This window comes from Streptomyces sp. JW3, from assembly GCF_052216785.1.
Taxonomy (GTDB): domain Bacteria; phylum Actinomycetota; class Actinomycetes; order Streptomycetales; family Streptomycetaceae; genus Streptomyces.
In genome coordinates this window covers 12,656-38,106 of sequence record NZ_JBQOUX010000042.1, presented here as the reverse complement: position 1 = coordinate 38,106, position 25,451 = coordinate 12,656, and the positions used below count along the sequence as shown (strand labels likewise).

Here is a 25,451-nt window from a genome sequence, read left to right as displayed (position 1 = left end):
GGGCAGTCATGCGACTAATTGAGCAGGACATCACTCGGCTCGTCAAGCGAGGACCGGATACCGGTACCGGCCGCGCGACTCCCCCGTTGGTCCGGCCACCGGGGCACCGACCGGCGTCCGCGGGCGTCCTGTTGACACGCCCGTGCCAGGGGCACCTACGATCGACGCGGATCGGCTCCGCCTCGTGCGGTGTCCGCCGGCCGCGTTGAGGGACGTGGCACGCGTGATGACGCCGGCCTCCCGGCCGCACCCGGCCGGGTGGTCGCCCATGCCTGCGCATCCCTCCCCCGGAGAGCCCCCGATGGCCACACCTTCCGACGTCACCACCCCTTCCACCCCCTCCGCCCCCTCCGCCCCCTCCGCCCCCTCCGCCGTCACCACCGATCCGCCGGGCACACCGGAGCCGGCGGACGCCGGACTGCCCCGCATCGTGCCGCGCCGGCACCCCGGCCGCTGGGTGGCCGCGGCCGCGGCGCTGCTCGTCCTCGCGATGGTGCTCAACTCCGTCGTGCGCAATGACGCCTTCCAATGGGCGGTGGTCGGCGGGTACTTCACCACCGGCGCCGTCCTGGACGGGCTGCTGCTCACCCTGTGGCTGACGGCCGCGGTGATGGCGCTCGGTTTCCTGCTGGGCACCCTGCTGGCCGTGCTGCGGCTGTCGGCCAACCCGGTGCTGCGGACGCTCAGCTGGGGTTTCGTATGGATCTTCCGGTCCACACCGCTGCTGGTGCAGTTGCTGTTCTGGTTCAACATCGGCGCCCTGTACCCGACCCTCGGGCTCGGCATCCCGTTCGGACCGGAGTTCGTCACCGTGAAGACGGTCAACCTGTTCGGCCCCACCCTCACCGCGGTCGTCGGCCTGACCCTGCACGAGTCCGCGTACGCCGCCGAGGTGGTGCGCGGCGGCATCCTGTCGGTGGACGCCGGACAGACCGAGGCCGCCCAGGCGCTCGGGCTGAGCCGGCGCCGCACACTGCGCCGGATCGTGATCCCGCAGGCGATGCGGTCCATCGTGCCGACCGCCGGCAACATGCTGATCGGCACCCTGAAGGGCACCAGCATCGTCAGTGTGCTGGCCGTGCACGACCTGCTGTACTCGGTGCAGCTGGTCTACAACCAGACCTACCAGGTGATCCCGCTGCTGATGGTGGCCACCCTGTGGTACATCGCGGTCACCACCGTGCTCGGCGTCGGCCAGTTCTACGTGGAACGGCACTACGCGCGCGGCAGCTCCCGTGCCCTGCCGCCCACTCCGCTGCGGCGGCTGCGGCTGCGGCTGGCCGCCGTCCGCGCCCATCTGACCGCCGCGACGGCCGCCGACGCCCGGCCCGCGACCGGCGGTGACCAGTGAGCGAGAGCGCCGACCCGGCCGTACTCGCCGTCGTCGGCGCCGGTCCGCGGGCCACCGGGCTGCTGGAGCGGCTGGCCGCCAACGCGGGCGAACTGTGGCCGCCCTCCGCGGAGTTGCGCATCCACCTCATCGATCCGCACCCGCCCGGTCCGGGCCGGGTCTGGCGGCACGAGCAGTCACCGCTGCTGCGGATGAACTCCATGGCCGGGGACGTCACGATGTTCACCGACGAGTCCTCCGTCATCGACGGTCCGGTACGGCCGGGCCCTTCGCTGGCCCAGTGGGCCGCCCAGTTCTCCGGGCCGGACCCCCGGTACCCGCCCCACGCCGAACCCGCCGACCCGGAGGTGCGCGCCGAACTCCGCGCGCTCGCGCCCACCGACTTCCCCACCCGACGCGCCCAGAGCGCCTATCTGGACTGGGTGTTCCGCGCGGCGCTGGCCGCGCTGCCGCCGTCCGTGACCGTCACCTGGCACCGCACCACCGCCACCGGCGTCTCCGGCTCCCCGGACGGCCCGCAGCGGGTGTTCCTGGCCGACCGCGACACCCCGCTCACCGCCGACCTGGTGGTCCTGGCCCAGGGCCACCTGGGCACCGCGGCACCGGCCGCCGAACACCGCGCGCCGGCCGCCTTCGCCCGCCGCCACGGCCGCTTCCACCTGCCGCCCGCCTTCTCCGCCGACGCCGACCTGTCCGGACTGCGGCCCGGCGAACACGTCGTCCTGCGCGGCTTCGGGCTGGCCTTCGTGGACCTGGCGGTCCTGCTCACCGAGGGCCGCGGCGGCACCTACCGCACCGAGCCGGACGGCACCCTCACCTATCTGCCGTCCGGCCGCGAGCCGGTGCTGCACGTCGGATCGCGGCGCGGGGTGCCCTACCACGCCAAGACCGGCTACCGGCTCCAGGGCCCCCGCCCGCCGCTGCCCCGCCACTTCGGCCCGGCCGCGGTCGACGCGCTGCTCGCGGCCGACCGCCCGCTGGACCTGCGGCGCGATGTGTGGCCGCTGATGACCAAGGAGATCGGGTTCGGCCACTACCACGAGCTGTTCCACGCCCATCCGGAGCGCACCACCCGCCCCTGGTCCGAGTTCCGCGCCGCCTACGACCGGTTCGACTGGTACTCCGGTGAACTGGCCGCGCTGGTCGCCGCGTCGGTCCCCGACCCGGCCGACCGGCTCGACTTCGAGGCCCTGGACCGGCCACTGACCGGCGTCAGCTTCACCACCCCGGACGCCTTCCAGGAACACCTGCGCGATTACCTCGCCCGGGACGTGGCCCGCCGCGAGGACCCGGCGCACAGCGCGGATCTGGGCGCGTTCCTCGCCCTGCTCTCCGTCTACGGGCAGCTGCCCCGGCTGGTCGCCTCGGGACGGCTGACGGCCCGCTCGGTGGCCGAGGGGGTGGACGGCTGGTGGCAGGGCTTCTTCAGCTTCCTGGCCTCCGGCCCGCCCGGGTTCCGGCTGCGCCAGCTGCACGCCCTGTCCCGGGTCGGGATCGTCCGGTTCACCGGCGCCGACCTCAGGATCGGCACCGACGAGGCCACCGGCACCTTCACCGCCACCAGCCCCACGGTGCCCGGCCACACCGTGCGCGCCACCGCCCTGATCGAGGCGTATCTGCCCCGGCACGCGCTCGACCGCACCGAGGACCCCCTGCTGCGACGCCTGTACCGGGCCGGTGAGCTCGCCGAGGAGGTGGTCACCGACGCCACCGACACCCATCGCTCCGGGCTGCTCACCGTCTCCCCCGCCACCGCCCACCTCGTCGACCCGCTGCTCGGCGGTCCGCACCCGCGCCGGATCGCGCTCGGCGCGCCCACCAACAGCCGCGCCGTCGCCGCCTTCGCCCGGCCCCGCACCGACGCCCCGGCCTTCCGGCAGAACGACGCCGTGGCCCGGGCCCTGCTGCGGACGTTGCGTCCGGCGCCGGCCGAAGCCCACGACCACCAGGAAAGGCAGCCCCATGCACACTCCTGAAGCGCTTCCTCCGCACACCGCCGAGGCCGCCTACGACCGCCGCAGACTGCGCCAGTGGCTGGCCGGACAGGCCCGCGCCGAGGGGGTCTCCCGGCGCACCGTGCTCCGGCTGCTCGCGGCGGCCGGCGCCGCGGGGACCGTCCCGACCGCCCTCGCGCCGACCGCCGCCGCGGCCACCGCCACCGCCACCACTGCCACTGCCACTGCCACTGCCACTGCCACGACCGGCATCGTCAAACCCCTGCCCGAGGCGTGGTTCACCGTCCGCGGCACCAACGCCGAGACCCGGTTCGCCGCCCTCGCCGAAACCGGCCACCACACCCCGAGCGAGCGCTTCTTCGTCCGCAACCACACCGCCACCCCGGTCCTGGACGCCGCCGACTGGACGCTCACCGTGTGGGGTGACGGACTCACCCACGGCCGCTCCGCCGTGTTCACCCTCGACGACCTCAAACGGCTGCCGGCCGTCACCCGCACCGCGTTCGTGGAGTGCGCGGGCAACGGCCGCAGCCTCTTCACCACCCAGCAGGGCCAGACCGTCAGCGGCACCGCCTGGACCCTCGGCGCGATCGGCACCGCCCGCTGGCGCGGCGCCCGGCTCGCCGACGTACTGCGCCGGGCGGGCCTCGGCCCGGCCGCCGTCGACGTGCTGCCCCGGGGCCTGGACGCCGACTACGTCACCGCCGACGGCACCGGCCTGGGCCGGGTGCGGCGCCCGCTGCCGCTGGCCAAGGCACTGGACGACGTACTGCTCGCCTACGAGATGAACGGTGAACCGCTGCCGCCCGACCACGGGCACCCGGTGCGGGTGCTGGTGCCCTCGTGGATCGGCATCGCCTCCATCAAGTGGGTGGGCGACATCCAGGTGTCCGCCCAGCCGCTGTACTCACCCTGGAACACCGACTTCTACCGGCTGTTCGGCGACGCGCACCCCGAGGGCGGCAGCGCGCCACTGACCCGGCAGACGATCAAAAGCGCCTGGGAACTGGACTGGAACGCTCAGCTCGCGCCGGACACCGAACACCGGCTCACCGGGCGTTCCTGGTCCGGGGCGGCCGGTGTCGTCCGGGTCGACGTCAGTACCGACGGCGGTACGAACTGGCGTCCGGCCCAGTTGCACGACACACCCCGCCGCGGCGACTGGACGCGCTGGTCGGCGCGGTGGCGACCGCCGGCGCCGGGGGCCTGCACGCTGCTGGCCAGGGCCACCGACGGCGCCGGTCGCAGCCAGCCCGACACCACCGTCCACAACACCCAGGGCTATCTGTTCGACGCGGTCGTACGGCATCCGGTGACCGTCGCCTGATGGTGTGTCAGTCACCGTCGTCCGAGCGGAAAACGACCCGAGAGGAACAAGTGGCACCACTTGTACGTAGTATCTCCACTTCAGGGCATGCGCAGCAGTCAAGGCACGCGCAGCCGTCGAGCGCGGCCGGCCGGGCGGCACATCGTCCGCCGGCACCCGGCTGGTGCCCGCCGACCACTACGACCGTCAGCACCAAGGAGAGTGACCGACCATGTCGGAGACAGCGTCCACCGCCACCGAACTCGCCTCGCAGTACGCCGCGCAGGTGACCGGCGACCTGGAGCGCAACACCAAGGAGCAGGAGCGCCTCAGCGGGGAGATCACCGCGCTCCAGGAGCAGCTCGCGGGGTTGCAGCGCGACCACAGTGTGCTGGTCAACATCCAGCAGGCACTGGGTTCGACGCGGGCCCCGCTCGAGGAGCCGGCCGCGCCCGACACCGCGGCCGTGCCCGCGCCGCGCAAGAAGCCGGCGCCCGCCGCGGGCACCGAGGGCAAGCGCACCCGGGCGAAGAAGTCCGCCCCGCAGCAGGGCAAGGCGGAGAAGAAGGCCCCGGCGGCGGGCAAGGCCGCGGCCAAGCCGGCCACCAAGTCCACGGCCAAGGCCGCGCCCAAGAGCGCGCCCAAGGCCGCGGCGAAGAAGCCGGCCGCGCCGACGCTGGGTGAGCTGATCCTCGGAGTGCTGGCCGAGCAGAAGGAGCCGCGGTCCGCCGCCGAGGTGGCCACCGCGCTGAGCGAGGCGCACGCCGACCGGCCGGCCAAGACCACGGTCGTGCGCAACACCCTGGAGAACCTGGTGGCCAGGGACCAGGTGCAGCGCACCAAGCAGGGCTCCTCGGTCTTCTACACCGTGTCCGAGGCGGCCCAGGCCGCGGCACCGGCGGACGAGGCGCCCGCCGAGAAGGCCGAGTAACGGTTGCCGCTGCCCGCAGCGGTAACACAATCCACCGTTCCGTGGTGATCATGTCAATTTCCTGGTAGTGATGCACGCATGGCGTTACGTCGATTGCGTAAAGCAACCCGGAAACGGGCGATGACAGGCCATCCGGTGATCCTCCTGGCCACCGTCCTCACCCTGCTTCTCGCGGCCTGCGGCGGCGACGGCGACTCCGATTGCTCCGGCTCCGGCCGGAACGGGTCACCGTCGCCGCCCTCCCCCTGACGGACACCGCGGCGCTCCATCTCGCCCAGGACCGCGGGCTGTTCGAGAAGGAGGGGCGGGACGTCCGCGTCCAGCCGGTGCAGCAGAGCATCCAGGCGCTGCCGGCCCTCGCCAAGGGCCAGGTCGACGTGATCGCGGGCGCGAACTACGTCACGTTCCTCCAGGCCCACGAGAAGGGCACCCTGGACCTTCGGATACTGGCCGAGGGCGTCCGGCTCGCACCGCACATGATGGACGTGCTGGTGCCCGGTGACTCAAGCATCAGAGAACCGGCCGACCTCGCGGGCAGCACGGTCGCCGTGAACATCCTCAACAACATCCAGTCGCTCACCCTCAACGCGATCCTGGACCAGCGAGGCGTGGACCGGCCGGTCTACTGGCAGATCGCCTTCCCGCAGATGGGTCCGGCGCTGGAGAAGGGGCAGGTGCAGGCCGTGCACGCGGTCGAGCCCTTCGACAGCGCGATCCAGGGGGAGTTGCGGGCGCGGGTGCTGCTGGACGGCGGCTCGGCTCCCGTACGGTCCCTGCCCATCAGCGGCTACGTCACGACCGCCCGGTTCGCGGGGGAGCGTCCCGGGGCGGCGGCCGCGTTCCGGCAAGCCGTCACCGCGGCCTCGAAGCTCGCGGCACGGGACCCGTCGGCGGTGCGCGGGACACTGCCCGAGTACACCCGGGTGACCGCCGCGCAGGCCGGGTCGATCGGGCCGCCCGCCTACCCGACCGCCACCGACGCGGCCCAGCTCGGCCGTCTGGTGCGGCTGATGACCGACCAGGGGCTGCTGAAGAAACCCCTCGACCCGGCGTCCCTCCTGGTCACGTGAGTCGCCGTCAGGAGTGGGGCCTCGGCGCGCTCGGGGTGCTGCTCGCGCTCGGGGTGTGCGAGGCCGTCGGCCGGGCGGGCGTCGTCCGGCGCAGTTATCTGCCGCCCGCCTCCGACGTCCTGGTCCGGGTCGCGGAACTGGCGGTCGACCCGGTCTTCCTCGGCGAGGTCGCCGCGACCCTGCGGGCATGGGCGCTCGGCCTCGCTCTGGCCTGTGCCGTCGCCGTGCCCCTGGGACTGCTGCTGGGCAGCGTGCCGGTGGTGGAGGCCGCGGTCCGCGCCGTCATCGAGTTCCTGCGCCCGCTGCCGTCGGTGGCGCTGATCCCGCTGGTGTCCCTGCTGCTGGGCTCGGGCCTCGGAACGGAGGTCGCGCTGGTGGCGTACGCGTCGGTGTGGCCGGTGCTGTTCAACACCGTCTACGGGCTGGGCGAGACCGACCCGCTCGCATGTACTCGGTGCAGGCCCTGTGGACCGCGGCCCGGCACCGGGCGCCGGTGACCTTCGTCGTCCTCGACAACGGCGGTTACGCCGCCGTCCGGGCCCTGGGCCGCCGGATCGGCGTCACCCCGGTGCCCGGCACCGAGCTGGCCGGGATCGACTTCGTGGGGCTGGCCGAGTCCTTCGGCTGCCCGGCCACGTCCGTGCACCGGCCCGCGGACCTGCCGGCCACCCTGGACCGGGTGCTGGGCGAGGACGGCCCGGGGGGACCGCGTCTCCTCCACCTTTGTGTGACCGGGGCCGAGGACACGCTCTACGACTCCAAAGGCGGGTGAGCGGATGCTGCGGCTGGACGCGGTGGGCCAGCGCTACGGCGACCACCCGGTCCTGCGGGACCTCACCCTCACCGTCCCCGACGGGCAGCTCCTGTGCGTCGTGGGCCCCTCCGGCTGCGGCAAGTCGACCCTGCTGCGCACGATCGCCGGTCTGCTCCCGGCGCGCGAGGGCACGGTCACGGTGGACGGCACCCCGGTGAACGGCGTCCCCGACCGGCTGGCGGTCGTCTTCCAGGACTACGGCCGGTCGCTGTACCCGTGGCTCACCGTCCGCGACAACGTCGCGCTGCCGCTGCGCCGCCGGGGCCTGCGGCGCGCCGAGCGGCGGGCGGCGGCCGACCGCATCCTGGAGCGGGTCGGGCTCACCGGCACCGCCCGCCGGCACCCCTGGCAGCTCTCCGGCGGTATGCAGCAGCGCGTCGCGATCGCCCGCGCGCTGGTTTGCCGCCCCTCGCTGCTGCTGATGGACGAGCCGTTCGGCTCGCTGGACGCGCAGACCCGGGAGGACCTGGAGGACCTGCTGCGCGAGGCGCACCGCACGGACGGCACCACCACCGTGTTCGTCACCCACGACATCGACGAGAGCGTCTACGTCGGCGACCGCGTCGTCGTCCTGTCCCCGGGCCCCGCCGCCCACGTGGTCCTCGACCTGCCGGTCGGGCTGCCCGAGCGCCGGGACCAGATCACCACCCGCGCGCTGCCCGGCTTCGTGTCGCTGCGCGCGACCGTGGGCCGGGCGGTGCGCCGGACCGACGGCCGGCCCTAGGGAGCTTCAGGAGGGCCGCTGTTCGCGCAGGTCGCTCGCCTTGACGCCGGCCAGCAGCAGGACGACGGCGCCGCCCAGTTCGGCACCCGGTTCCTCGCCACCGAGGAGGCCGGCGTGCACGCCGCCTACAAGGCCGCGGTGGTCGCCGCCGGCGTCGAGGACACCCGTACCGTCGGCCACGGCCTCGGTCTCATCCGGGCTCTGGAGAACGACTTCACCGCCCGGATGCGGCGCCTGGAGGAGTCCGCCGCCGATCCGGCGGTGCGGCGCGAGGAGTTCCAGCGCCAGCCTCAAGGACGCCGCCCTGTACGGCCGGGTGCGGGAGGGGAAGGTGGAGGCGGGCCAGTCCGCGGGGCTGGTCGACGCGGTGCTGCCGGCCGCCGAGGTGGTCGAGCGGATCGTCGCCGAGTACCGCCGCGCCCTCAGCCGCCTGCCCCTTCCGGCTCCGGCCGGGCCGGGGCCGGAAGAAGATGCGGGGCCGGAAAAGGATGCGGGGCCGGTCAGCGGCTGATGTGGCCGGCTTCCACGTGGACGACGGAACCCGTCACGTACGACGACTGGTCGGAGGCGAGCCACAGGCCGGCCGGGGCGACCTCGCGGGGCTGCCCGAACCGGCCGAGGAGGCTGACCCGCGTCGACGAGGCTCCCGCTTCAGGCACAGCGGGTGCCTTGAGATCGACCGGGATCAGCCGGTTCCAGTAGTCCTCGTCGAACTCGGCGGTGGGCTTGTCGTCCGGGGTGAGGGCGGCGTTGTTCACCGCGACGTCGAGCCGGCCCGAGGTGTCGACGGCGGCCGCCACCACCGCCTTGACCCGCGCGCTGTCCGCCCCGTTGACCTGGCGCGGAAGCTCGTCGTGCCGCCGTCCGCGCCGATGGCCTCGGCGACGATGCCGGGCCGGTGACCGGCGCCGCGGGCGCGTCCGGCGTCGGGGGCCGGCGGGGCGTCCAGCAGGCGGGCGCAGTCCGGGCAGGGGGCGAGGTCGTCGTCCAGCCAGTAGGCGCCGTTCAGTGCCGCGTAGGGGGTTTCCATGCCTGGAGAACGCGCGGCGCCGGGGCGGGCAACCCGCCGCCGGCGGCTCGCAACCGGACCGCAACCTCGGATATCCACGGGGCACGTGCGGCTGACGTGGACGAGGCGGGGGCGGAGGGCCGGCCGCCGGGGTCAACGGACCGGCGGGCCGTGGCGTTTGTGGCGCGGCACGTGCCGGTCGGTGTCGTGATGGACCAGAAGAAGGGCGAGCAGCAGCGGCCCCGCGGTGCACAGCGTGAAGAGCATGAGTCACCTCTCGCTCGGCTGACCTGCCTCACGTGTACCCGCGTTCCCCTTACACCAATGGTGTGAATCCGACCGTCACCCTCAGGCGCCACCGGCTCCGCACACTTGAACGACCGTGTTCGAGGTGCGGGGCCCTGCGGGCATGTGCGGGCCGGGAGAGGGCAGATGAACCATCCTCAACGGCAGCACACCCATGACCGCGGAGGGAGAGGGCCGTGGACGGCAACACCTTGGAGCTGGGAGACCTGCTCGCCGACGCCGAGGACGCCTCACCGGTGGAATCGGTCGATGTCGTGGCGCGCAATCTCCAGAAGCGGTTCGCGGCGGCCAGCGTCTCGTTCCTCTTCGTGGACCTGATCGAGGAAGAACTGGTGCGGCTCACCACCGCGGACGGCGTGCGCGACGAGCACCGGGCGCCACACATCGCGCTGCGCGACAGCGTCTACGAGAAGGTGCTGCGCTCGCAGCGCCGGCACGTCGAACCGGACGGCGGCGGAAGCCACCGGGTGATCTCACCGGTCACCAACCGCGGCGACTGCGTGGGCGTCCTGGAGGTGACCCTGCCGCACGACGACCCGTCGGTGCTGCGCAAGGTCGACCAGGCGGCACACGCGCTGGCATACATCATCGTCACCGACCGGCGCTTCACCGACCTGTACCACTGGGGCCGGCGTACCACACCGACCAGTCTGGCCGCCGAGATCCAGCACCAGTTGCTGCCGTCCGCGTCGGCCTGCGAGGCCGCGCAGTTCGCCATCGCGGGCGGCCTGGTGCCGGCCGACGACATCGGCGGCGACACCTACGACTTCGCAATGGACCGGGACGTACTGCACCTGTCCATCACCGACGCGATGGGCCACGACACCGATTCGGCGTTGCTGGCCACCCTGCTGCTGGGCGCGCTGCGCGGAGCCCGGCGCACCAAGTGCAACGTCGGGGAGCAGGCGAGACGGGCGCACGACGCGCTGCTCCAGCACAACCGGGGTCTGGCCACCGGCCAGTTGCTGTGTGTCCAGCTCAGCACCGGCGCCGTCGAGCTGGTCAACGCCGGCCATCCGCGCCCGCTGCTGCTGCGCGACGGCACCGTGCGGGAGCTGATGCTCACCGCGAACCTGCCCTTCGGGGTCGCCTCCCCCGTGCCGCACCAGGTCCAGGAGCTGCGACTGCGGCCCGGTGACCGGCTGGTCCTGCTCACCGACGGCATGCAGGAGCGCGGCGCGTCCGGGGTGGACCTGTCCGGCCTGGTCCATGAGTCCCGGGACCTGCACCCGAGGGAGGCGGTCCGGGTCCTGGTCGGCGCCGTCCAGGACGCCTGCGCGGGCCGGCTGCGGGACGACGCGACCGTGCTGTGTCTGGACTGGTACGGCGACCGCAGCCCGCGCGGGCGGCTCACGCCGGCCTAGTCGGCGGGACCGGTCTGGTGGACGGTGGTCAGTTCGGCCAGGCCGGAGACGTCGAGCACCGGTGCCAGCAGAGGGGTGGCGACGACTTCGATGCGTTCGCTGTGCCGGAAGAGCACGCTCAGGCCGGCGCTGTCGAGGTATTCGACGCCGGTGAGGTCGACGAGCACCGGGTCGTCGGCGGCCTCGATGGCCGTGCCGAGGGAGTCGTGGTTGCTCAGGTCGATCTCGCCGACCACGGTGAGGACCGTGGCGCCGTCGGGGCGCCGGCCGGAGGCGATGGTGAGCGGGGTGGTCATCAGGCGATCCTCGTTCGCATGTCCACGGTGGTGCCGGTGGCACCGGAGGTGATGGTGACGTGCTGCATCAGGGCGCGCATCAGGGCGACGCCGCGCCCCCGGTGGGGATGGAGCTCGGGTCTGGGGGTGCGCCAGCGGCCGGTGTCGGCGACGGTCACCCGCAGCGCGCCGCCCCGGGCCTCCGCCCGCAGCCGGACGGTGTCTCCCGGAGTGTCCCGGTGGCCGTGCTCCACGGCGTTGGCACATGCCTCGCCGGCCGCCACCAGGACGTCCTGGACGGTGTGCGGCGGCAGTTCGCAGCGGGCCAGCCAGCCGCGCAGCGCCCCCCGGACCCGCGCGAGCTGGGCGGACTCGCCGGGGAAGGCCAGGTCGAGCGGGGCGGGGTGCCGGTAGAGCAGGAGCGCGACGTCGTCGTCGTAGCCGTCGGCCGGTGCCAGCCGGGTCATCACCTCGGTGGCGAGGTCGTCCACGGCCGTGTCCCACCCGTCCTGGACGGCCCGGCTCGCCCGCTCGATGCCGTCGGTGAGGGAACGCCGGCGGCGTTCCACCAGTCCGTCGGTGTACAGCAGGAGGGTGGCGCGGGCGGGCACGGTGCAACTGCTCTCGGGGCGGGGCCTGCCGGGGCGCACGGCCAGCGGCAGGGAGCGCCCGTCGTCGAGGAGGTGGGTGGTGCCGTCGGGGCAGCTGAGGATGCCCGGCGGGTGGCCGGCGCTGGCGTAGGTGAGCCGGCCGGTCTCCGGGTCGAGGACGCCGCAGAAGACCGTGGTGCACATCGCGCCGGTGACGCCGGCCGCGAAGTGGTCCAGGGCCATCAGGGTGCGGGCCGGGCCGGTGTCCTGGAGCAGCAGCGCCCGGCAGGCACTGCGCAACTGTCCCATGACGGTCGCGGCCTTCAGTCCGCGTCCCACGCAGTCGCCGACGACGATACCGATGCGTCCGTTCGGCAGCCGGACGGTGTCGTACCAGTCGCCGCCCACCTCCAGCGGACGGGTGGCGGGCTCGTAGCGGACGGCGAAGCCGCTGGGCAGGTCGGAGGGGCCGAGGATGGCGCGTTGCAGCGCCAGGGCGGTCTCGCGCTGCTGGTCGAGGTCGTGGGCGCGTACCAGTCCCTGGGCGAGCTGTCCGGCCAGCAGGGACAGCAGCAGCTGGTCCTCGCCGGTGAAGGGCCGCCGGTCGCCGAGGTCGATCCACAGCGCCATCGGTCCCTCGGGGTGGCCGAGCGCGATGCCGGCGCCGGTGTCGTCCGCCACGGGGGTGAGCGGGGGCAGGCCGAGCCAGGCGGTCAGGGTCCGGCGCCGCGCCTCCGGCAGGTCCGTCCAGCGCGGGCCGTCGTCGGTGGTGGTCAGGGACGGTGCCGCGCCGGGGCGGGCGACGACGGCCGTGACGTGCCGGGCGTGCCAGAGCTGCCGCAGTTCGGTCAGGGTGCCGGTCAGCGCCTCGGACAGGCTGGTGGCCCGGCCCAGCCGCAGGCCCAGGGCGGTCTGGGCGCCCTCGCGCCGGACGGCGTGGCGCTCGGCGGTGACGTCGCGGAAGGTGCCGACGGTGACCCGGCGCCCGGTGTCGGGGTCGTGGGCCCGGCTGAAGGTGGCGGTCACCCAGACCCGGCGGCCGTCGCGGCGGACGACGGGGACGGTGCAGGAGCCCCTGGGCTCGTCGAGCAGCCGGGTGCAGGCCGCTTCGAGCCGGCGGTGGGTTTCCGGGTCGGCGTCGGCCGGCGGCCACCAGGGGTGGGCGGGGCGGTACGGCAGCCCCTCGGGTCCGTAGCCGAGGGTGTCGGTGAACGCCGCGTTGATCTCCACGACGGCGCCGTCCTCGTCGCAGACGAAGAACGCCTCCTGGAGGGAGTCGACCAGTGCGGCGCGCCAGCGGGCCTGGTGGCCGCGCAGCCGGGCCAGTTCGACGCCGGTCCGGACCCGGGCCAGCAGTTCGGCCGCGGCGAACGGCTTGACCAGGTAGTCGTCGGCGCCGGCCCGCAGTCCCTCGATGGACGCCTCCTGGCCGGCCCGGGCGGACAGCAGCAGGACGGGTACGGCGGCGGTCCGCGGGTCGGTGCGCAGCGCCGCGACCAGTTGCAGGCCGTCCAGGCCCGGCATCATGACGTCGCTGATCACCAGGTCCGGGGTGCCGGCGCGGGCCGCGCGCAGCGCCGAGCGGCCGTCACCGGCGGTGTCGACGGCGTACCCGGAGCCGCGCAGGATGCGGGTGAGGTAGGCGCGCATGTCGGCGTTGTCGTCGGCGACGAGCACCCGGGCGGGGGCGGCGGGGCCGCTGAGGTGACCGGTGCGGTGCTCCGTACCGGCGGTGTCCCGTGTTTCGGCCGGGAAGGCGGTGGGGGCCTCCTGGAGGTACGGCTCGGCCGCCGCGCCGGTGCTGGTGCGGCGCCCGGCCGGCACCAGGGCCTCGGGCGGCAGATGGCCGGTGCCGAAGGGCAGCCGGACGGTGAAGGCGGTGCCCTCGCCCTCGGTGCTGTCGGCGGTGATGGTGCCGCCGTGCAGGCCGACCAGTTCCCGGACCAGGGCCAGGCCGATGCCGCTGCCCTCGTGGGAGCGGGCGCGGGCGTTCTCGATCCGGTGAAATCGTTCGAACAGCCGGGGCAGTTCGGCGGCCGGTACGCCGATGCCGGTGTCGGCGACCACGACGACCGCGTGGGTGTCCTCGGCGCGCACGGCGACCCGGACGGTGCCCTCGAAGGTGAACTTCAGCGCGTTGCCGAGGAGGTTGAAGACCACCTTTTCCCACATGCCGCGGTCCAGGTGCACCGGCCGGGCCAGCGGCGGGCACTCGACGGCGAGGCGCAGGCCGGCCCGGTCGACGGCGGAGCGGAACACGCCGGCCAGTTCGGCGGTGACCGCGGCCAGGTCGACCGGTTCGTAGCGGGCCCGCATCCGGCCGGCCTCGATGCGGGAGAAGTCCAGCAGCGAGTTGACCAGCCGGCCCAGCCGCAGTCCGTTGCGGTGGACGACCTCCAGTTCCTCGCGGAGCGCGGGGTCGGCGTCGGCGAGCCGGGCCCGCAGTTCCGCCACCGGTCCCATGATCAGGGTGAGGGGGGTGCGGAACTCGTGGCTGATGTTGGAGAAGAAGGCGGTCTTGGCCCGGTCCAGCTCGGCGAGTTCCTCGGCCCGGCGCTGCTGGGTCTGGTAGCCGCGGGCGCCGGCGATGCCCGAGGCGAGGTGGCCGGCGACCAGTTCGACGAAGCCGCGGTAGCCCTCGTCCAGGGCGCGGTAGCGGTTCAGGCCGGCCACCAGGAAACCGTAGGGCGCCCGGCCCTGCCGGCGCAGCGGTACGGCCAGCGCCTGCCGGGGCGGCCGCGGCCGGTCGCCGGACGGCAGGCCGGGGAACGGGGCGCCGTCGAGCGGGACCAGGACGCTCTCGCCGCCCGCCAGCCGTCGCACCGGCCACGGCGGGCCGGTGGCGTCGGCCGGCAGTACGGCGGGGGCGGCGGGGTGTCCGGCGGGGATCCTGGTGGCGCCGGCCAACCGGGCGGCGCCGTCGGGCTCGAAGAGGTAGGTCAGCGTGAAGGGGAGATCGTGCGGGTTGCGGCTCAACTGCCGGTCGGCGAAGGCCCGTACCTCCTGTTCGGTGCGGACCACGCTGGGGTCGGAGCCGAGGTCGCGCAGGGTGGCCAGCCGGCGTTCGCCGATGACCTGCCCGGTGTCCTCGCTGACCACGCACAGCATGCCGACCACGGCGCCGTGGTCGTCGCGCAGCGGGCTGTAGGAGAAGGTGTGGTAGCTCTCCTCGGTGTATCCGGACCGCTCCAGGAACAGCAGCAGCGCCTCGTCCCAGGTGGCCCGTCCGGTGGTGATGACGGTGTCGATGCGCGGACCGATGTCGTCCCAGATCTCCGCCCACACCTCGCGGGCGGGCCGGCCCAGCGCCCAGGGGTACTTGCGGCCCAGGGTGTCGCGGCGGTAGGCGGAGTTGCAGAAGAACGTGAGGTCGGGGCCCCACGCCAGCCACATCGAGAACCGCGAGGACAGCAGGATGCTGACCGCCGTCCGCAGGCTCTGCGGCCACCGGCCGGGCGGGCCCAGCCCGGTCGCCGTCCAGTCCACCCGGGCCAGGTCCGGGCCGATCTCCCGGTCGGCGGCGAACACGTCCGCCCCGGCCGCCGCGACCTCCTCGTGCTCCTCGTCCGGCGACCCCGCCACCGCAACCCCTTCGCTCGCCCTGCGCGCGCCCGCGCGTACGGTCCCGCCGGCCGTCCCGCGTGCCCCCGGGGGGTCGAACAGCCGGACGCCCTCGTCCCGCGACCGGTGCCGCGCGGACCGGTCCGGCCCGCGCGGACCGATGGCTTCGTAGGATAAGCCCGGTCAGCCCCGCCTCATCCAGGAGAACCGGTGACCGAACCCGAACAGCTCTTGACCGTCACCCAGCGGCACACTCCCGAGGGGCCCTTCGTCCTGGAGGTGAAGGGGGAGCTGGACCACCACAGCGCCCCGCTGCTGACCGAGGCCGTCGCGGCGGCCCCCTTCGACGACCGCGGGGTGGTGGTCGACCTGGCCGGTCTCACGTACTGCGACTCCACCGGCGTCACCGTGCTCGTCACCGCCTACCAGCGGTCCCTGACCACCGGCGCCCCGCTCGGTCTGGCCGCGGTCAGCCCGGACCAGATGCGGGTCTTCGGCATCATCGGACTGGACCAGATCTTCACCTTCCACCCCAGCACCGAGGCGGCGATCTCCGCCCTGCGGCGGTGAAACCCTTCAGCGCAGCGCGATGCGGGCGGTGATCCGTTTGCCGGTGGGCTCGCGCCGCACGTCGAGGTCCTGGCTGAGCGCCGCGACGATCTCCAGGCCGTGCTGTCCCACCCGGCCGGGGTCGGCCGGCCGCGGCGTCGGCAGGGTCGTCTCGCCGTCCCGCACGGTCACCGACATCACCCCGTCGGCGACGGCCAGGGACAGCCGTACCGGCCCCGAGCCGTATTTGACCGCGTTGGTGACCAGTTCGCTGACCACCAGCTGGGTGGCCTGCACGACGCGTTCCGGCCACGGCTCGCCCCGCGACGCGGCCAGGTACCGCACCGCCAGGCGCCGCGCGTCCGCGACCCGGAACGTGCCGGGGTCGAAGGTCACCGACAGTTTCCGCCCGCCGTCCCCGGACACCCGCTGCTCGCCGACCGCCCCGTCCGGTCCGACCTCACCCATTCCGCCACCGCCGTCCGACTCCCCCGTGGAGCGCGGGACACCGCTTCCCGCGCGACCAGAACATTTGTCGCCCCCACGATAGTTCCCGCCGTGGACGAATTAAGCGGACGGCCGACCAACCGTTGACACCGCGCGCCGCGCAGCCGCCCAATGGTGCCCACACGACGCCCCGACGCCGGGTGGGAAACCGGGCGAGGCACGGTCACGCCGTCCCCGCACCATCCCATCGGCGCCAAGGGGGTCGGCGAGTCGGCGACCGTCGGTTCGCCGCCCGCCGTCGTCAACGCGGTGGTGGACGCCCTGGCGCCGTTCGGCGTCCGGCACGCCGACATGCCGCTGACCCCCTCGCGGGTGTGGGAGGCGATGCGGGGCGGTGCGACGCCCCCGATCTGAGCCGCGGGAGGCACCTGTGCCGGACCCGGCCGGCCGCCGGGCCGGTCGATCCGCTGTGCCCGCGCGTCCGCCGGCGGTCAGCAGCCGGTGAGGACGACGAGCTGCCGGGTCGCGCGGGTCATCGCCACATAGCGGTCGACGGCGCCTTCGACGCCCTCGCCGAACCGGTCCGGGTCGACGAGGACGACCAGGTCGAATTCGAGACCCTTGGCCAGTTCGGGGGTGAGCGAGCGGACCCGGGAGGTGGACCGGAACGCCGGGGCGCCGATGACGCAGGCGGTGCCCTCGTCGTGCGCGGCGAGCCAGTCGCCGAGGACCGTGTCCAGGTCCGCGGTGGCGCCGTGCACGACGGGGACGCCGCCGCTGCGCACCGAGGTCGGCACATTGGCGTCCGGGAGCGCGGCCCGGATGACCGGCGCGGCCTCCGCCATGATCTCTTCCGGCGTCCGGTAGTTGATGGTGAGGGAGGCCATGCTGATCCGGTCCAGCCCGATGCGTTCGAGCCGTTCCCGCCACGACTCGGTGAACCCGTGCCGGGCCTGGGCGCGGTCCCCGACCACGGTGAAGCTGCGCGAGGGGCAGCGCACCAGCAGCATCTGCCACTCGGCGTCGGTCAGCTCCTGCGCCTCGTCGACGACGACGTGGGCGAACGGTCCGGCCAGCAGGTCCGGTTCGACGGCGGCCAGTTCGGCCTCGTCGACCAGGCTGACCTGGGCGTCCTGGCCGCGCAACATCGTGACCAGGCCCTCGCCGTCGTCCCCGTCGGCGCCGGAGTCGGCCACCGCCGAGATCAGGTTGTCGACGACCCGGTCCATGCGTTCGCGCTGGGCGGCCAGGGTGGCCCGGTCCCGGCGCCGCTTGCGCGCCGCCTCCGGGTCGCCGAGCCGCTGCCGGGCCGCGTCCAGCAGCGGCAGGTCGGACACCGTCCAGGCGGCCGGGTCGGCGCGCTGGAGCCCGCGCACCTCGTCCCGGTCCAGCCAGGGGGCGCACAGCCGCAGATAGGCGGGGACCGTCCACAGGTCGCCGACCAGGTCGGCGGCCTCCAGCAGGGGCCAGGCGCGGTCGAAGGCCGTGCGCAGCTCCCGGTTCCGGTTGAGCGACCTGCGCAGCAGCTCCTCCGGTGCGTCTGACTCGTGCTTGTCGACGAGGATGGTGAGCAGTTCCTCCCAGACCTGGTCGCGGGCCTCGTTGTGCGGGGTGCCGGGGGCGGCCGCCTCGAAGGCGACGGCCCATTCGTCGGCACTCAGCGCGATGTCGGACCAGTGGGTGGTGACCGTCATCCCCTCGGCGGGCGGCTCCTCGTAGAACCGGACGGCCGTCTCGATCGCCTTCACCAGGCCGGCGGACGACTTCAGCCGGGCCACCTCCGGGTCGGCCTCCACGCCCGCCGTGGCGCCCTCGGCGACCAGGTCCCGCAGGACGCAGGTCTGCACGCCCTCCTCTCCGAGGCTGGGCAGGACGTCGGAGACGTAGGCGAGGTAGGGCCGGTGCGGACCGACGAACAGCACACCGCCGCGGCGGTGGCCCAGCCGCGGGTCGGAGTAGACGAGGTAGGCGGCGCGGTGCAGGGCGACGACGGTCTTGCCGGTGCCCGGACCGCCGTCGACGACGAGAGTGCCGCGGGAACCCGCCCGGATGACGGCGTCCTGGTCGGCCTGGATGGTGCCGAGCACGTCCCGCATCCGGGGCGACCGGGTGGAGCCGAGGCTGGCGATGAAGGCGGACTGGTCGTCGAGCGCGGCGTGGCCGTCGAACCCGTCGGGGGCGAACACCTCGTCCCAGTAGTCGCGGATCCGGCCGCCGGTCCAGCGGTACCGGCGGCGGCTGGTCAGCCCCATCGGATGGGCGTGGGTGGCGCCGAAGAACGGCTCGGCGGCCGGGGATCGCCAGTCGACCAGCAGCCGGCGTCCGGTGCTGTCGGTGAGGCCGAGCCGTCCGACGTACACCGGGTCGGGGCTGTCCGCGCCGACCATGCGGCCGAGGCACAGGTCGAGGCCGAAGCGGCGCAGGGCACGCAGCCGGGAGGTCAGCCGGTGGATCTCCGCGTCCCGGTCCATCGCGTGCCGGCCCAGCCCTCCGGGGGCCCGGCGGGCTTCGGCGAGCCGGCCGGACAGCTCGGTGATCGACTGCTCCAGGCAGTCGGCGAGTGCCGCGAAGTGCCGCTCGTCGGCGGCGATCAGCGCCGGGTCGGCCTTGGCGGCGAGCCGGTCGGGGAGGTCGAACGCGCTGGTGGTCAGGGGGTTCACGGTTGTCTCAGCTCCGATGTGTCGGTCGCTCACGACCAGGGCGCGTGGCGGGGCTGCCGGGGCCTGCGGGGTCCGGCTTAGTAGATCAGTGGATCGGTGGATCGGTGATCGGTGGATCGGTGGATCGATGATTCGGCGGTTCGGTGGCTCGGTGGCTCGGTGGCTCGGGTGCTTACTGGTCCGGCTGGCCCGGTGGCTCGATGGTCCACCGGCCCAGCGACCGGGCAACCCGACACCCCGACGCCCCGACGCCCCGACACCCCGAGCCCCGACGCCCCGACGCCCCGACGCCCCGACGCCCCGACGCCAAGGTTTCACCCGGCCCCGGCCCGCAGGTCCGCGCCGCCCGGGTCGAGCAGCAGCCTCGCGGCCGTCGTCGCGCCGTCGGTGCGGACCCTGGCCGCGACCGCCCTCGCTCGCGCGGCGGTCTCGGGGGCGAGGGCCGTTTCGAGTGCGGCCGACAGGGAGGCGAGGGTCGGGGTCGGGCCGTCGTGTGCGGCGCCGATGCCGAGACCGGCGACGCGGCCCGCCCAGTACGGCTGGTCCACGGCCTGGGGTACCACCACCTGGGGCGCGCCGGCCCGCGCGGCGGTGGTCGTGGTGCCCGCGCCGCCGTGGTGCACGACGGCGGCCACCCGGCCGAACAGCGCCCGGTGGTCGGCCTCGCCGACTAGGAAGCAGTCGTCCCGGTCGTCGGCCGGGGTCAGTCCGGCCCAGCCGCCGCCCAGCACCACCCGGCGCCCCTGGGCCCGGACCGCCTCGACGGCCACCCGGGCGGCGTCCGGCGCCGCGTGCAGCGGCATGCTGCCGAAGCCGACGTACACCGGTGGCGCACCGGCGTCCAGGAACGCCGTCAGCCCCGCCGGGAGCGGCCGGACGTCGGGCGCGAGCCAGGCGCCGGTCTGTACGACGCCGAGGTCCCCGGTGCCCTGCCACGGGTCCAGCACCGGGTCGGTCGCCAGCCACGGCCGGTCGCCGACGACGTAGTCGCGGACGCCGTTGACCGGGGGCAGGCCGTGGCGCGTCCGGCTCGCGTCGAGCGCCTCCCCGAACAGCGCGTCGATGTTCTCGGCGTCCAGGTCCCACAGCGTCCGGTGGTCGGTGACGTCCGGCGGGAAGGGCCGGCCCGCGTACGCCAGCGGCCGGCGCAGCGGCGACGGCAGGGTGAGCTGCTGGAAGGTGACGGACACCGAGCGGATGCCGAGTTTCTCGGCCACCGACAGCGCGCCGGCCGCGGCCGGCATCATGCCGGTCGCCACCAGCACGTCGCAGTCCGCCGCCGCCGCGGTGACCACCTCGAACTGGGCGGCGATCACCGCGGCCGCCCGCTCGGGCAGGGTGGCCGGCGCCGGCGCCGCCGTGGTCAGCGCGCGGGCCGACGGGCCGACCGGCACCAGCGGTACTCCGGCGGCGGCCAGCCGCCGCGCGAAGTCCTCGTCCGGCGGCGCGCACACCAGCGCCTCGGCGCCCAGGTCCCGCACCGCCAGGGCGAGCGCCACCAGCGGTTCGACGTCTCCCCGCGATCCATACGTCGACAACAACACACGCACTCGGCGACTCCCGTTTTCGCTGGTCCTGGGCTCAGGCCGGTCATTGTGCGGCACGACGGGGGCCTTGCCGCAAGCCCCCCGATGCGCTATAGGTTAAGAGTGGCGGGGAGCGGGTATCTCCCCCCGCCGTTCTGCAATGACTCCGCAGCGCCCTTTCCGTGCGCCATGCATGTTTCGGCTGCGTCGAGTTGATCCGGAAGCCTTGACAGCCCGCCTGGGTCGTTCATACTCGCCTCTGGCCGGATGACCGACATACCGATTGCCGTTCGATATGTCGAACCTGATCTGTAGCGGTCACCGGGCCCCGCACGACGATCCGAACCACTTCGTGAACTCGTGAACTCGTGAAGAAGGGCTGCCACTACGTGACACACCATCAGATGCCCAGACGCGGCTTCCTCGCGACCGTCGGCGCGACCGGTGTCGCCGGCCCGGCGCTCGCACTGACCGGGAGCGCCGCCCCGGCGGCCGCCGCCGAGCCGGGACCGGCGGCGGCGACCCTGCCGTACCCCACCGTGCAACGCCCGTTCGCCATGCCCGGCGTGCGGGAACAGGACTGGACCGGCGCGCTGTTCGTCGCGGAGGGCGAGTCGCGGTTCGCGCTCCGCGTGGGTCTGCTCACCGCGCAGGGCGAGCTCGTCCGGGAGAAGATGACCAACCACCTGTGGCGCATCGGCCCCATGACCCCGGACGGCGGCTACAAGGAGGTCCGGGTCAGCACCGACGACCGCACCGTGCTGCCCGCCCATCTGGAGGCGCTGCGCGAGGTGCTCGCGCACCCCGGGCAGTGGTCCGAGAGCGCGGTCGCCGACGCCGTGGTGAAACTGCCGCAACTTGAGCAGAAGCACGCGCGGGTCCAGGAGGAGAAGCGCACGGTACGGGTGCGGTACGCCCGTACCGTGGACGGCGCCGGGCTGGTGGGGGCCGTCACCGCGCTCGACGGCGACACCACCGTCGTCCTCGAACTGGGCACCCCCTGGGGCGAGCCGGCGTCCTTCGCGCTGGACGGCCGGGAGGTGACCGGCAGCGCGGCCGGGCTGACCGACAGCGGCCGCAGAGGCCATGTCCGGCTCTCCCCCACCGAACCGGCCGACAGCGCGGGCTGTTACGCCTCGGCCGCCGACCTGACGGCGGTCGCGACGGGCGGCACCGGCACACCGGGCGACGCCGTCGCCGGGCTCGTCCACCGGCTCGCCAAGGGGCAGACACTCACCTTCTCCGCCCGCGTCGCCGCCCGGCCCCCGCAGGGTGACGCACCGGAGGCGCATGACATCGAGCGGACCCTCGCCGCCGCCGAGGCCCGGGTGCGCGGCCACCATCTGACCGGCTCCGGACCGGTGGGCCGGGCGGCGGACGCCGTACGCGACGCGTTGTCCCTGAACACCAACTACGACAAGGTCAACCACCGCAACTACGTCATGTGGGGATGGGGCGGCGGGGGCGGCCTGTTCACCGGCTGGGACTCGGCGTTCGACTGCGTGGAGGCCGCGCTAGTCAGCCACCCGCTCGCCGTCCAGCACGAGACGGACGTCTTCGACGCGCCCGCCCCGCCCAACCAAGTCCCGCTGCGCGGGCCGCGCTACGACCAGCAGAACGCCGGGCCGATGCACGCGTACGCGGTGTGGCGGCTGTACACCAAGCTCGGCGACCGCACCGTGCTTGAGCAGGCGTACCCGGCGCTGGTCACCTTCCACGACCTGCTGCCCGAATGGGACACCGACCGGGACGGGCTGCTGGAGAGCCCCTACTTCGGGGACCGCGTCGGCGGCCGGGGCAACCACCTCGGCCTGGACGACAGCCCCGTCTACGCCGACTACCACCGGATCGCCAAACAGGGCGGCAGCGGCGACAGCCGGGACAACACCGACCTCACCGACGTGGCGCTCAACTCGTACTACGCGCTGCTGTCCGAGACCCTGGCGAAGATGGCCCGGGTGCTGGGCCGGCCCCGGGACGCGGAGCGGTTCGCCGCCCAGCACGCCACCGTCAAACGGCTGCTCAACGCCCGGCTGTGGCACCCGGGCAAGGGCCTGTACCTGAGCCGCTACCTCGACGGGACCTGGCAGGAGACCGTCACCCCGACCGTCTTCTACCCGCTCTTCGCCGGCCTCGCCACCCGCGAGCGGGCCCGGGTGCTGGTCGAGGAACACCTGCTGAACGAGGACGAGTTCTGGGGCCAGTACGTCATCCCCAGCGTCGCCCGCGACGACCCGGCCTACTGCGCCGGCGGCCCGGTGCACCCGGACTCCGAGCACTTCAAGTTCTTCGAGCGGTACGGCGAGAACTCCGCCCCCGAGCAGTGGCAGGGCGCGGCGTGGCCGCCGATGAACTTCACGGTGTACGACGGCGTCAAACGGTACGGGTTCGACGACGCCGCCGGGCGGTTCGCCGCCCGCAGCACCGCGATGTACCTGGACGCCTGGGACGCCGAGGGCTGGTTTCCCGAGTCCTTCGACCCGGAACCCGGCCAGCGGGTGATGTCGTCCGCCGTCGACACCGCGTGGCGCACCTACTCCTGGTCGAACGCGATGGCCGTGCAGGGCCTGCACGAGCTGCTCTCCGACAACCCCTGGGACGGCGACCCCGCGGCGCTGCTGTTCGGCTCCCTGGGACTGCCCGGCACCAACACCGTCGACAACGTTGTCCTGCGTGGTCACACCTACTCCGTCTCCGCCGGACCGCACCGCACCACGCTGGTCCGCGACGGCCGGACCGTCTTCCGGGCCACGGGCGCCCGGGTCGCGGTCCGCGACTTCCTGCTCCGCGGGGCGGGCGCCTCCTTCGACATCACCGCCGGCGGTCCGGTCCGGGTCGAGGTCTTCGGCACGGACGGCCGCCCCCGCGCCCGGCAGGTGCCCGCCGGCCGCACCCATGTCGACCTGTGACACCCCGCACCCGCTGAACAGCAAGGAGAGAGCCGCATGAGCAGAACTTCCTCCCGCAGCCCAGGACGGTGGTGGTCCGGCAGCCGCGCCGGACGCGCCGTCTGCGCGCTGCTGCTGGCCTGTCTGGCCGCCGTGACACCGGCCGCCGCGCACGCCGGCACCGGCACCACCCCCGTCCAGCCGATCACCGTGGACGGCGCCGGCACCGGCCGGGTCTTCGACGGGATCGGTGCCATCAGCGGTGGCGGCGGCACCTCACGGCTGCTGGTCGACTACCCCGAGCCGCAGCGCGGTCAGATCCTCGACTACCTCTTCAAGCCCGGCTACGGCGCCTCGCTCCAGATCCTGAAGGTGGAGATCGGCGCCGACACCAACTCCAGCAACGGCGCCGAGCCCAGCCACATGCGCACCCCGGACAAGGTGGACTGCGACCGGGGCTACGAGTGGTGGCTGATGAAGGAGGCGCAAAAGCGCAATCCGCGGATCGACTTCTACGGCCTCGCCTGGGGCGCCCCGGGCTGGTTCGAGGGCGGCTTCTGGTCCGCTGACAACGTTGCCTACCTGACCGAGTGGCTGGGCTGCGCCGACCGGCACGGCCTGGACATCGACTACCTCGGCGGCTGGAACGAGAAGGGCTGGGACGCCGCCTGGTACGGCGACCTCAAGAAGGCCCTGGTCCGCAGCGGTCACGGCGACGTCAAGGTGGTGGCCGCCGACAACGCCGGGTGGGACGTGGCCACCGACATGGCGCAGGACCCCGCCTTCGACGCCGCCACGGACGTGGTCGGCATCCACTACCCGTGCTCCGCCGTGCACTGCTCCAGCTCCCAGGACGCCCTGGACCTCGGCAAACCGCTGTTCGCGAGCGAGTCGGGCTGGAACAACTACCTCACCGGCGCCACCCGGCTGGCCGCCGAGATGAACCACGAGTACGTGGACTCCCGCATCACCGCGTTCATCAACTGGCCCGCCGTGTACGCCTGGTACCCGACCGTGCAGATGCAGGACAGCGGCCTGCTCCAGGCGAACGAGCCGTGGACCGGGCACTACGAGCTGGGCCCGACGCTGTGGACCATCGCCCAGACCGCGCAGTTCACCCGGCCCGGCTGGCGCTACGTCGACTCCGCGAGCGGCTACCTGGACGGCGGCGGCACGTACGTCACCCTGCGCTCGCCGGGGCCTGATCCGCAGTACACGACGGTGTTCGAGACCACCGGCGCGACCGAGGCGCAGAGTGTCTCCGTCACGCCCACCGGGCGGCTGCCGCGCGGCGCGCTGCACCGCTGGTCGACCACGCTGGAGTCCACCGACCCCGCCGACTGGTTCGTGCGCGGCCCGGACGTCCGTCCGGACGCGAAGGGCGCCCACTCGGTGACCCTGGCACCGGGCACCGTCACCACGCTCACCACCGTGCCGGGCGGCAAGGGCACGGCGGCCGACAAGGCGCCCGCCGCCCGCACGATGACGCTCCCCTACCGCGACACCTTCGACTCCTACCGGACGACGGACACCGCCCGGTACCTCTCCGACATGGAGGGCGCGTTCGAGGCGGCCCGCTGCACGCCGGCGCCGGCGGCCGCCGCCGGTTCCCGGGGCACCGGAAGGTGTCTGCGGCAGGTCGTCACGACCGAGCCCACCAAGTGGTCCCGGGTGGCCAGTCCGCTCACCCTGACCGGCGACAGCCGGTGGACCGACTACACCGTGTCCGCCAGAACCCTCATCGACGGCACCGGCACGGCGTCGCTGCTCGGCCGGGTCGTGAACCAGGTCAACAACGTCGGCACCGGCCGCGTCAACGTCTGGCAGGGCTACTACCTCGACCTGTCGGCCGACGGCAGCTGGTCCCTGAAGGTCCTCGCCCCCGACCGGACCACCCGGATCCTGGCGAGCGGCAGCCTGCCCGGCCCCGGGGCGGACACCTGGCACCGGCTGTCCCTCGGCTTCTCGGGCGACACGATCACGGCCCGTATCGACGGCGCCGAGGTCGCCCGGGTCACCGATGCCACCTACGGCCACGGCCAGATCGGACTGGCCCTCGACTCCTACACCACGTCCGAGTTCGACGACCTCACGGTCACTCCGTAGCAGGACGCCGGACCGCCGG

At 73.9% G+C, this 25,451-nt stretch carries 20 protein-coding genes and 2 pseudogenes; 15 read left to right on the top strand and 7 right to left on the bottom strand.

All coding sequences use genetic code 11. The features are described from left to right. Positions 1 to 301 precede the first annotated feature (301 nt). The 10 genes and pseudogenes from ACTT8P_RS18815 (at position 302) to ACTT8P_RS18770 (ending at position 8,662) form a co-directional block, all read left to right on the top strand. Positions 302 to 1,351, top strand: a complete 1,050-nt coding sequence (locus tag ACTT8P_RS18815) for an amino acid ABC transporter permease (protein WP_442832812.1) — start codon at positions 302 to 304, stop codon at positions 1,349 to 1,351. Then, positions 1,348 to 3,327 (top strand): FAD/NAD(P)-binding protein, encoded by a 1,980-nt coding sequence (locus tag ACTT8P_RS18810; protein ID WP_442832811.1) that lies wholly within the window; start codon positions 1,348 to 1,350, stop codon positions 3,325 to 3,327. The genes ACTT8P_RS18815 and ACTT8P_RS18810 overlap by 4 nt, the downstream gene beginning before the upstream one ends. After that, positions 3,314 to 4,633: a sulfite oxidase gene (locus ACTT8P_RS18805; RefSeq protein ID WP_442832810.1), complete on the top strand. Its 1,320-nt coding sequence runs from the start codon at positions 3,314 to 3,316 to the stop codon at positions 4,631 to 4,633. Before ACTT8P_RS18810 ends, ACTT8P_RS18805 begins: the two co-directional genes overlap by 14 nt. 211 nt (positions 4,634 to 4,844) lie before the next feature. Continuing rightward, positions 4,845 to 5,543, top strand: coding sequence for a hypothetical protein (locus tag ACTT8P_RS18800; protein ID WP_442832809.1), 699 nt, complete (start codon positions 4,845 to 4,847; stop codon positions 5,541 to 5,543). Positions 5,544 to 5,743: 200 nt separating this feature from the next. After that, on the top strand, positions 5,744 to 6,613 hold the full coding sequence (locus ACTT8P_RS18795; RefSeq protein ID WP_442832808.1) for an ABC transporter substrate-binding protein: 870 nt from the start codon (positions 5,744 to 5,746) through the stop codon (positions 6,611 to 6,613). Next, positions 6,610 to 7,110 carry an ABC transporter permease gene (locus ACTT8P_RS18790; RefSeq protein ID WP_442832807.1) on the top strand — a complete coding sequence of 167 codons (501 nt, stop codon included), beginning with the start codon at positions 6,610 to 6,612 and terminating at the stop codon, positions 7,108 to 7,110. The genes ACTT8P_RS18795 and ACTT8P_RS18790 overlap by 4 nt, the downstream gene beginning before the upstream one ends. Then, a complete protein-coding gene (locus tag ACTT8P_RS18785; protein ID WP_442832806.1) occupies positions 7,107 to 7,385 on the top strand; it encodes a thiamine pyrophosphate-dependent enzyme in 279 nt (92 codons plus the stop codon). Before ACTT8P_RS18790 ends, ACTT8P_RS18785 begins: the two co-directional genes overlap by 4 nt. Positions 7,386 to 7,389: 4 nt before the next feature. Next, a complete protein-coding gene (locus ACTT8P_RS18780) occupies positions 7,390 to 8,151 on the top strand; it encodes an ABC transporter ATP-binding protein (protein WP_442832805.1) in 762 nt (253 codons plus the stop codon). 114 nt (positions 8,152 to 8,265) lie between these two features. Next, positions 8,266 to 8,361 (top strand): annotated as a pseudogene (locus tag ACTT8P_RS18775) (NAD(P)H-dependent flavin oxidoreductase); the annotation flags it as partial. A 121-nt stretch (positions 8,362 to 8,482) separates the two neighbouring features. Continuing rightward, a complete protein-coding gene (locus tag ACTT8P_RS18770) occupies positions 8,483 to 8,662 on the top strand; it encodes a hypothetical protein (RefSeq protein WP_442832804.1) in 180 nt (59 codons plus the stop codon). Here ACTT8P_RS18770 and ACTT8P_RS18765 read toward each other — a convergent pair. Both ACTT8P_RS18765 and ACTT8P_RS18760 read right to left on the bottom strand, forming a co-directional pair. Beyond that, a complete protein-coding gene (locus ACTT8P_RS18765) occupies positions 8,652 to 8,951 on the bottom strand; it encodes an SDR family oxidoreductase (RefSeq protein ID WP_442832803.1) in 300 nt (99 codons plus the stop codon). The two genes, ACTT8P_RS18770 and ACTT8P_RS18765, sit on opposite strands and share 11 nt — an antisense overlap. Next, positions 8,906 to 9,181, bottom strand: coding sequence for a hypothetical protein (locus ACTT8P_RS18760; RefSeq protein ID WP_442832802.1), 276 nt, complete (start codon positions 9,179 to 9,181; stop codon positions 8,906 to 8,908). Before ACTT8P_RS18760 ends, ACTT8P_RS18765 begins: the two co-directional genes overlap by 46 nt. A gap of 461 nt (positions 9,182 to 9,642) precedes the next feature. Between ACTT8P_RS18760 and ACTT8P_RS18755 the strand changes: the two genes are divergently transcribed. Next, complete coding sequence (locus tag ACTT8P_RS18755; RefSeq protein WP_442832801.1) at positions 9,643 to 10,830, top strand: PP2C family protein-serine/threonine phosphatase; 1,188 nt, start codon at positions 9,643 to 9,645, stop codon at positions 10,828 to 10,830. On the opposite strand, the gene ACTT8P_RS18750 is transcribed toward ACTT8P_RS18755, so the two are convergent. Further along, complete coding sequence (locus tag ACTT8P_RS18750; protein ID WP_442832800.1) at positions 10,827 to 11,126, bottom strand: STAS domain-containing protein; 300 nt, start codon at positions 11,124 to 11,126, stop codon at positions 10,827 to 10,829. The two genes, ACTT8P_RS18755 and ACTT8P_RS18750, sit on opposite strands and share 4 nt — an antisense overlap. Continuing rightward, positions 11,126 to 15,088, bottom strand: coding sequence for a SpoIIE family protein phosphatase (locus tag ACTT8P_RS18745; RefSeq protein ID WP_442832838.1), 3,963 nt, complete (start codon positions 15,086 to 15,088; stop codon positions 11,126 to 11,128). Before ACTT8P_RS18745 ends, ACTT8P_RS18750 begins: the two co-directional genes overlap by 1 nt. Before the next feature lie 378 nt (positions 15,089 to 15,466). Here ACTT8P_RS18745 and ACTT8P_RS18740 point away from each other — a divergent pair, with 378 nt between their 5' ends. Then, the gene (locus tag ACTT8P_RS18740) at positions 15,467 to 15,826 is read left to right on the top strand and encodes an STAS domain-containing protein (RefSeq protein WP_442832799.1); all 360 of its coding nucleotides are present in this window, start codon (positions 15,467 to 15,469) and stop codon (positions 15,824 to 15,826) included. Positions 15,827 to 15,832: 6 nt separating this feature from the next. Here the strand turns inward: ACTT8P_RS18740 and ACTT8P_RS18735 are convergent, their stop codons facing one another. Beyond that, entirely contained in the window at positions 15,833 to 16,273 is a 441-nt protein-coding gene (locus ACTT8P_RS18735) for an ATP-binding protein (RefSeq protein ID WP_442832798.1), read from the bottom strand. Between the two features lie 177 nt (positions 16,274 to 16,450). Between ACTT8P_RS18735 and ACTT8P_RS18730 the strand changes: the two are divergent. After that, positions 16,451 to 16,666: pseudogene (locus ACTT8P_RS18730) on the top strand (hypothetical protein); the annotation flags it as partial. A 77-nt stretch (positions 16,667 to 16,743) separates the two neighbouring features. Here the strand turns inward: ACTT8P_RS18730 and helR are convergent. Together helR and ACTT8P_RS18720 are read right to left on the bottom strand one after the other, a co-directional pair. Further along, complete coding sequence (gene helR / locus ACTT8P_RS18725; RefSeq protein WP_442832797.1) at positions 16,744 to 18,912, bottom strand: RNA polymerase recycling motor ATPase HelR; 2,169 nt, start codon at positions 18,910 to 18,912, stop codon at positions 16,744 to 16,746. A 314-nt stretch (positions 18,913 to 19,226) separates the two neighbouring features. After that, positions 19,227 to 20,462 (bottom strand): glycosyltransferase, encoded by a 1,236-nt coding sequence (locus ACTT8P_RS18720; protein WP_442832796.1) that lies wholly within the window; start codon positions 20,460 to 20,462, stop codon positions 19,227 to 19,229. A 380-nt stretch (positions 20,463 to 20,842) separates the two neighbouring features. Here ACTT8P_RS18720 and ACTT8P_RS18715 point away from each other — a divergent pair, with 380 nt between their 5' ends. Then, positions 20,843 to 23,347 (top strand): MGH1-like glycoside hydrolase domain-containing protein, encoded by a 2,505-nt coding sequence (locus ACTT8P_RS18715; RefSeq protein WP_442832795.1) that lies wholly within the window; start codon positions 20,843 to 20,845, stop codon positions 23,345 to 23,347. Between the two features lie 36 nt (positions 23,348 to 23,383). Next, positions 23,384 to 25,432, top strand: a complete 2,049-nt coding sequence (locus tag ACTT8P_RS18710; RefSeq protein ID WP_442832794.1) for a galactosylceramidase — start codon at positions 23,384 to 23,386, stop codon at positions 25,430 to 25,432. The last annotated feature ends 19 nt before the right edge of the window (positions 25,433 to 25,451 follow it).

Excerpts from the sequence above, each read along its gene's own strand:
- ACTT8P_RS18815 (WP_442832812.1), top strand. The coding sequence starts at position 302 with ATGGCCACACCTTCCGACGTCACCACCCCTTCCACCCCCTCCGCCCCC.
- ACTT8P_RS18805 (WP_442832810.1), top strand. The coding sequence starts at position 3,314 with ATGCACACTCCTGAAGCGCTTCCTCCGCACACCGCCGAGGCCGCCTAC.
- ACTT8P_RS18800 (WP_442832809.1), top strand. The coding sequence starts at position 4,845 with ATGTCGGAGACAGCGTCCACCGCCACCGAACTCGCCTCGCAGTACGCC.
- ACTT8P_RS18780 (WP_442832805.1), top strand. The coding sequence starts at position 7,390 with ATGCTGCGGCTGGACGCGGTGGGCCAGCGCTACGGCGACCACCCGGTC.
- ACTT8P_RS18760 (WP_442832802.1), bottom strand. The coding sequence starts at position 9,181 with ATGGAAACCCCCTACGCGGCACTGAACGGCGCCTACTGGCTGGACGAC.
- ACTT8P_RS18750 (WP_442832800.1), bottom strand. The coding sequence starts at position 11,126 with ATGACCACCCCGCTCACCATCGCCTCCGGCCGGCGCCCCGACGGCGCC.
- ACTT8P_RS18745 (WP_442832838.1), bottom strand. The coding sequence starts at position 15,088 with ATGTGGCTGGCGTGGGGCCCCGACCTCACGTTCTTCTGCAACTCCGCC.
- ACTT8P_RS18735 (WP_442832798.1), bottom strand. The coding sequence starts at position 16,273 with ATGGGTGAGGTCGGACCGGACGGGGCGGTCGGCGAGCAGCGGGTGTCC.
- ACTT8P_RS18715 (WP_442832795.1), top strand. The coding sequence starts at position 20,843 with ATGCCCAGACGCGGCTTCCTCGCGACCGTCGGCGCGACCGGTGTCGCC.
- ACTT8P_RS18710 (WP_442832794.1), top strand. The coding sequence starts at position 23,384 with ATGAGCAGAACTTCCTCCCGCAGCCCAGGACGGTGGTGGTCCGGCAGC.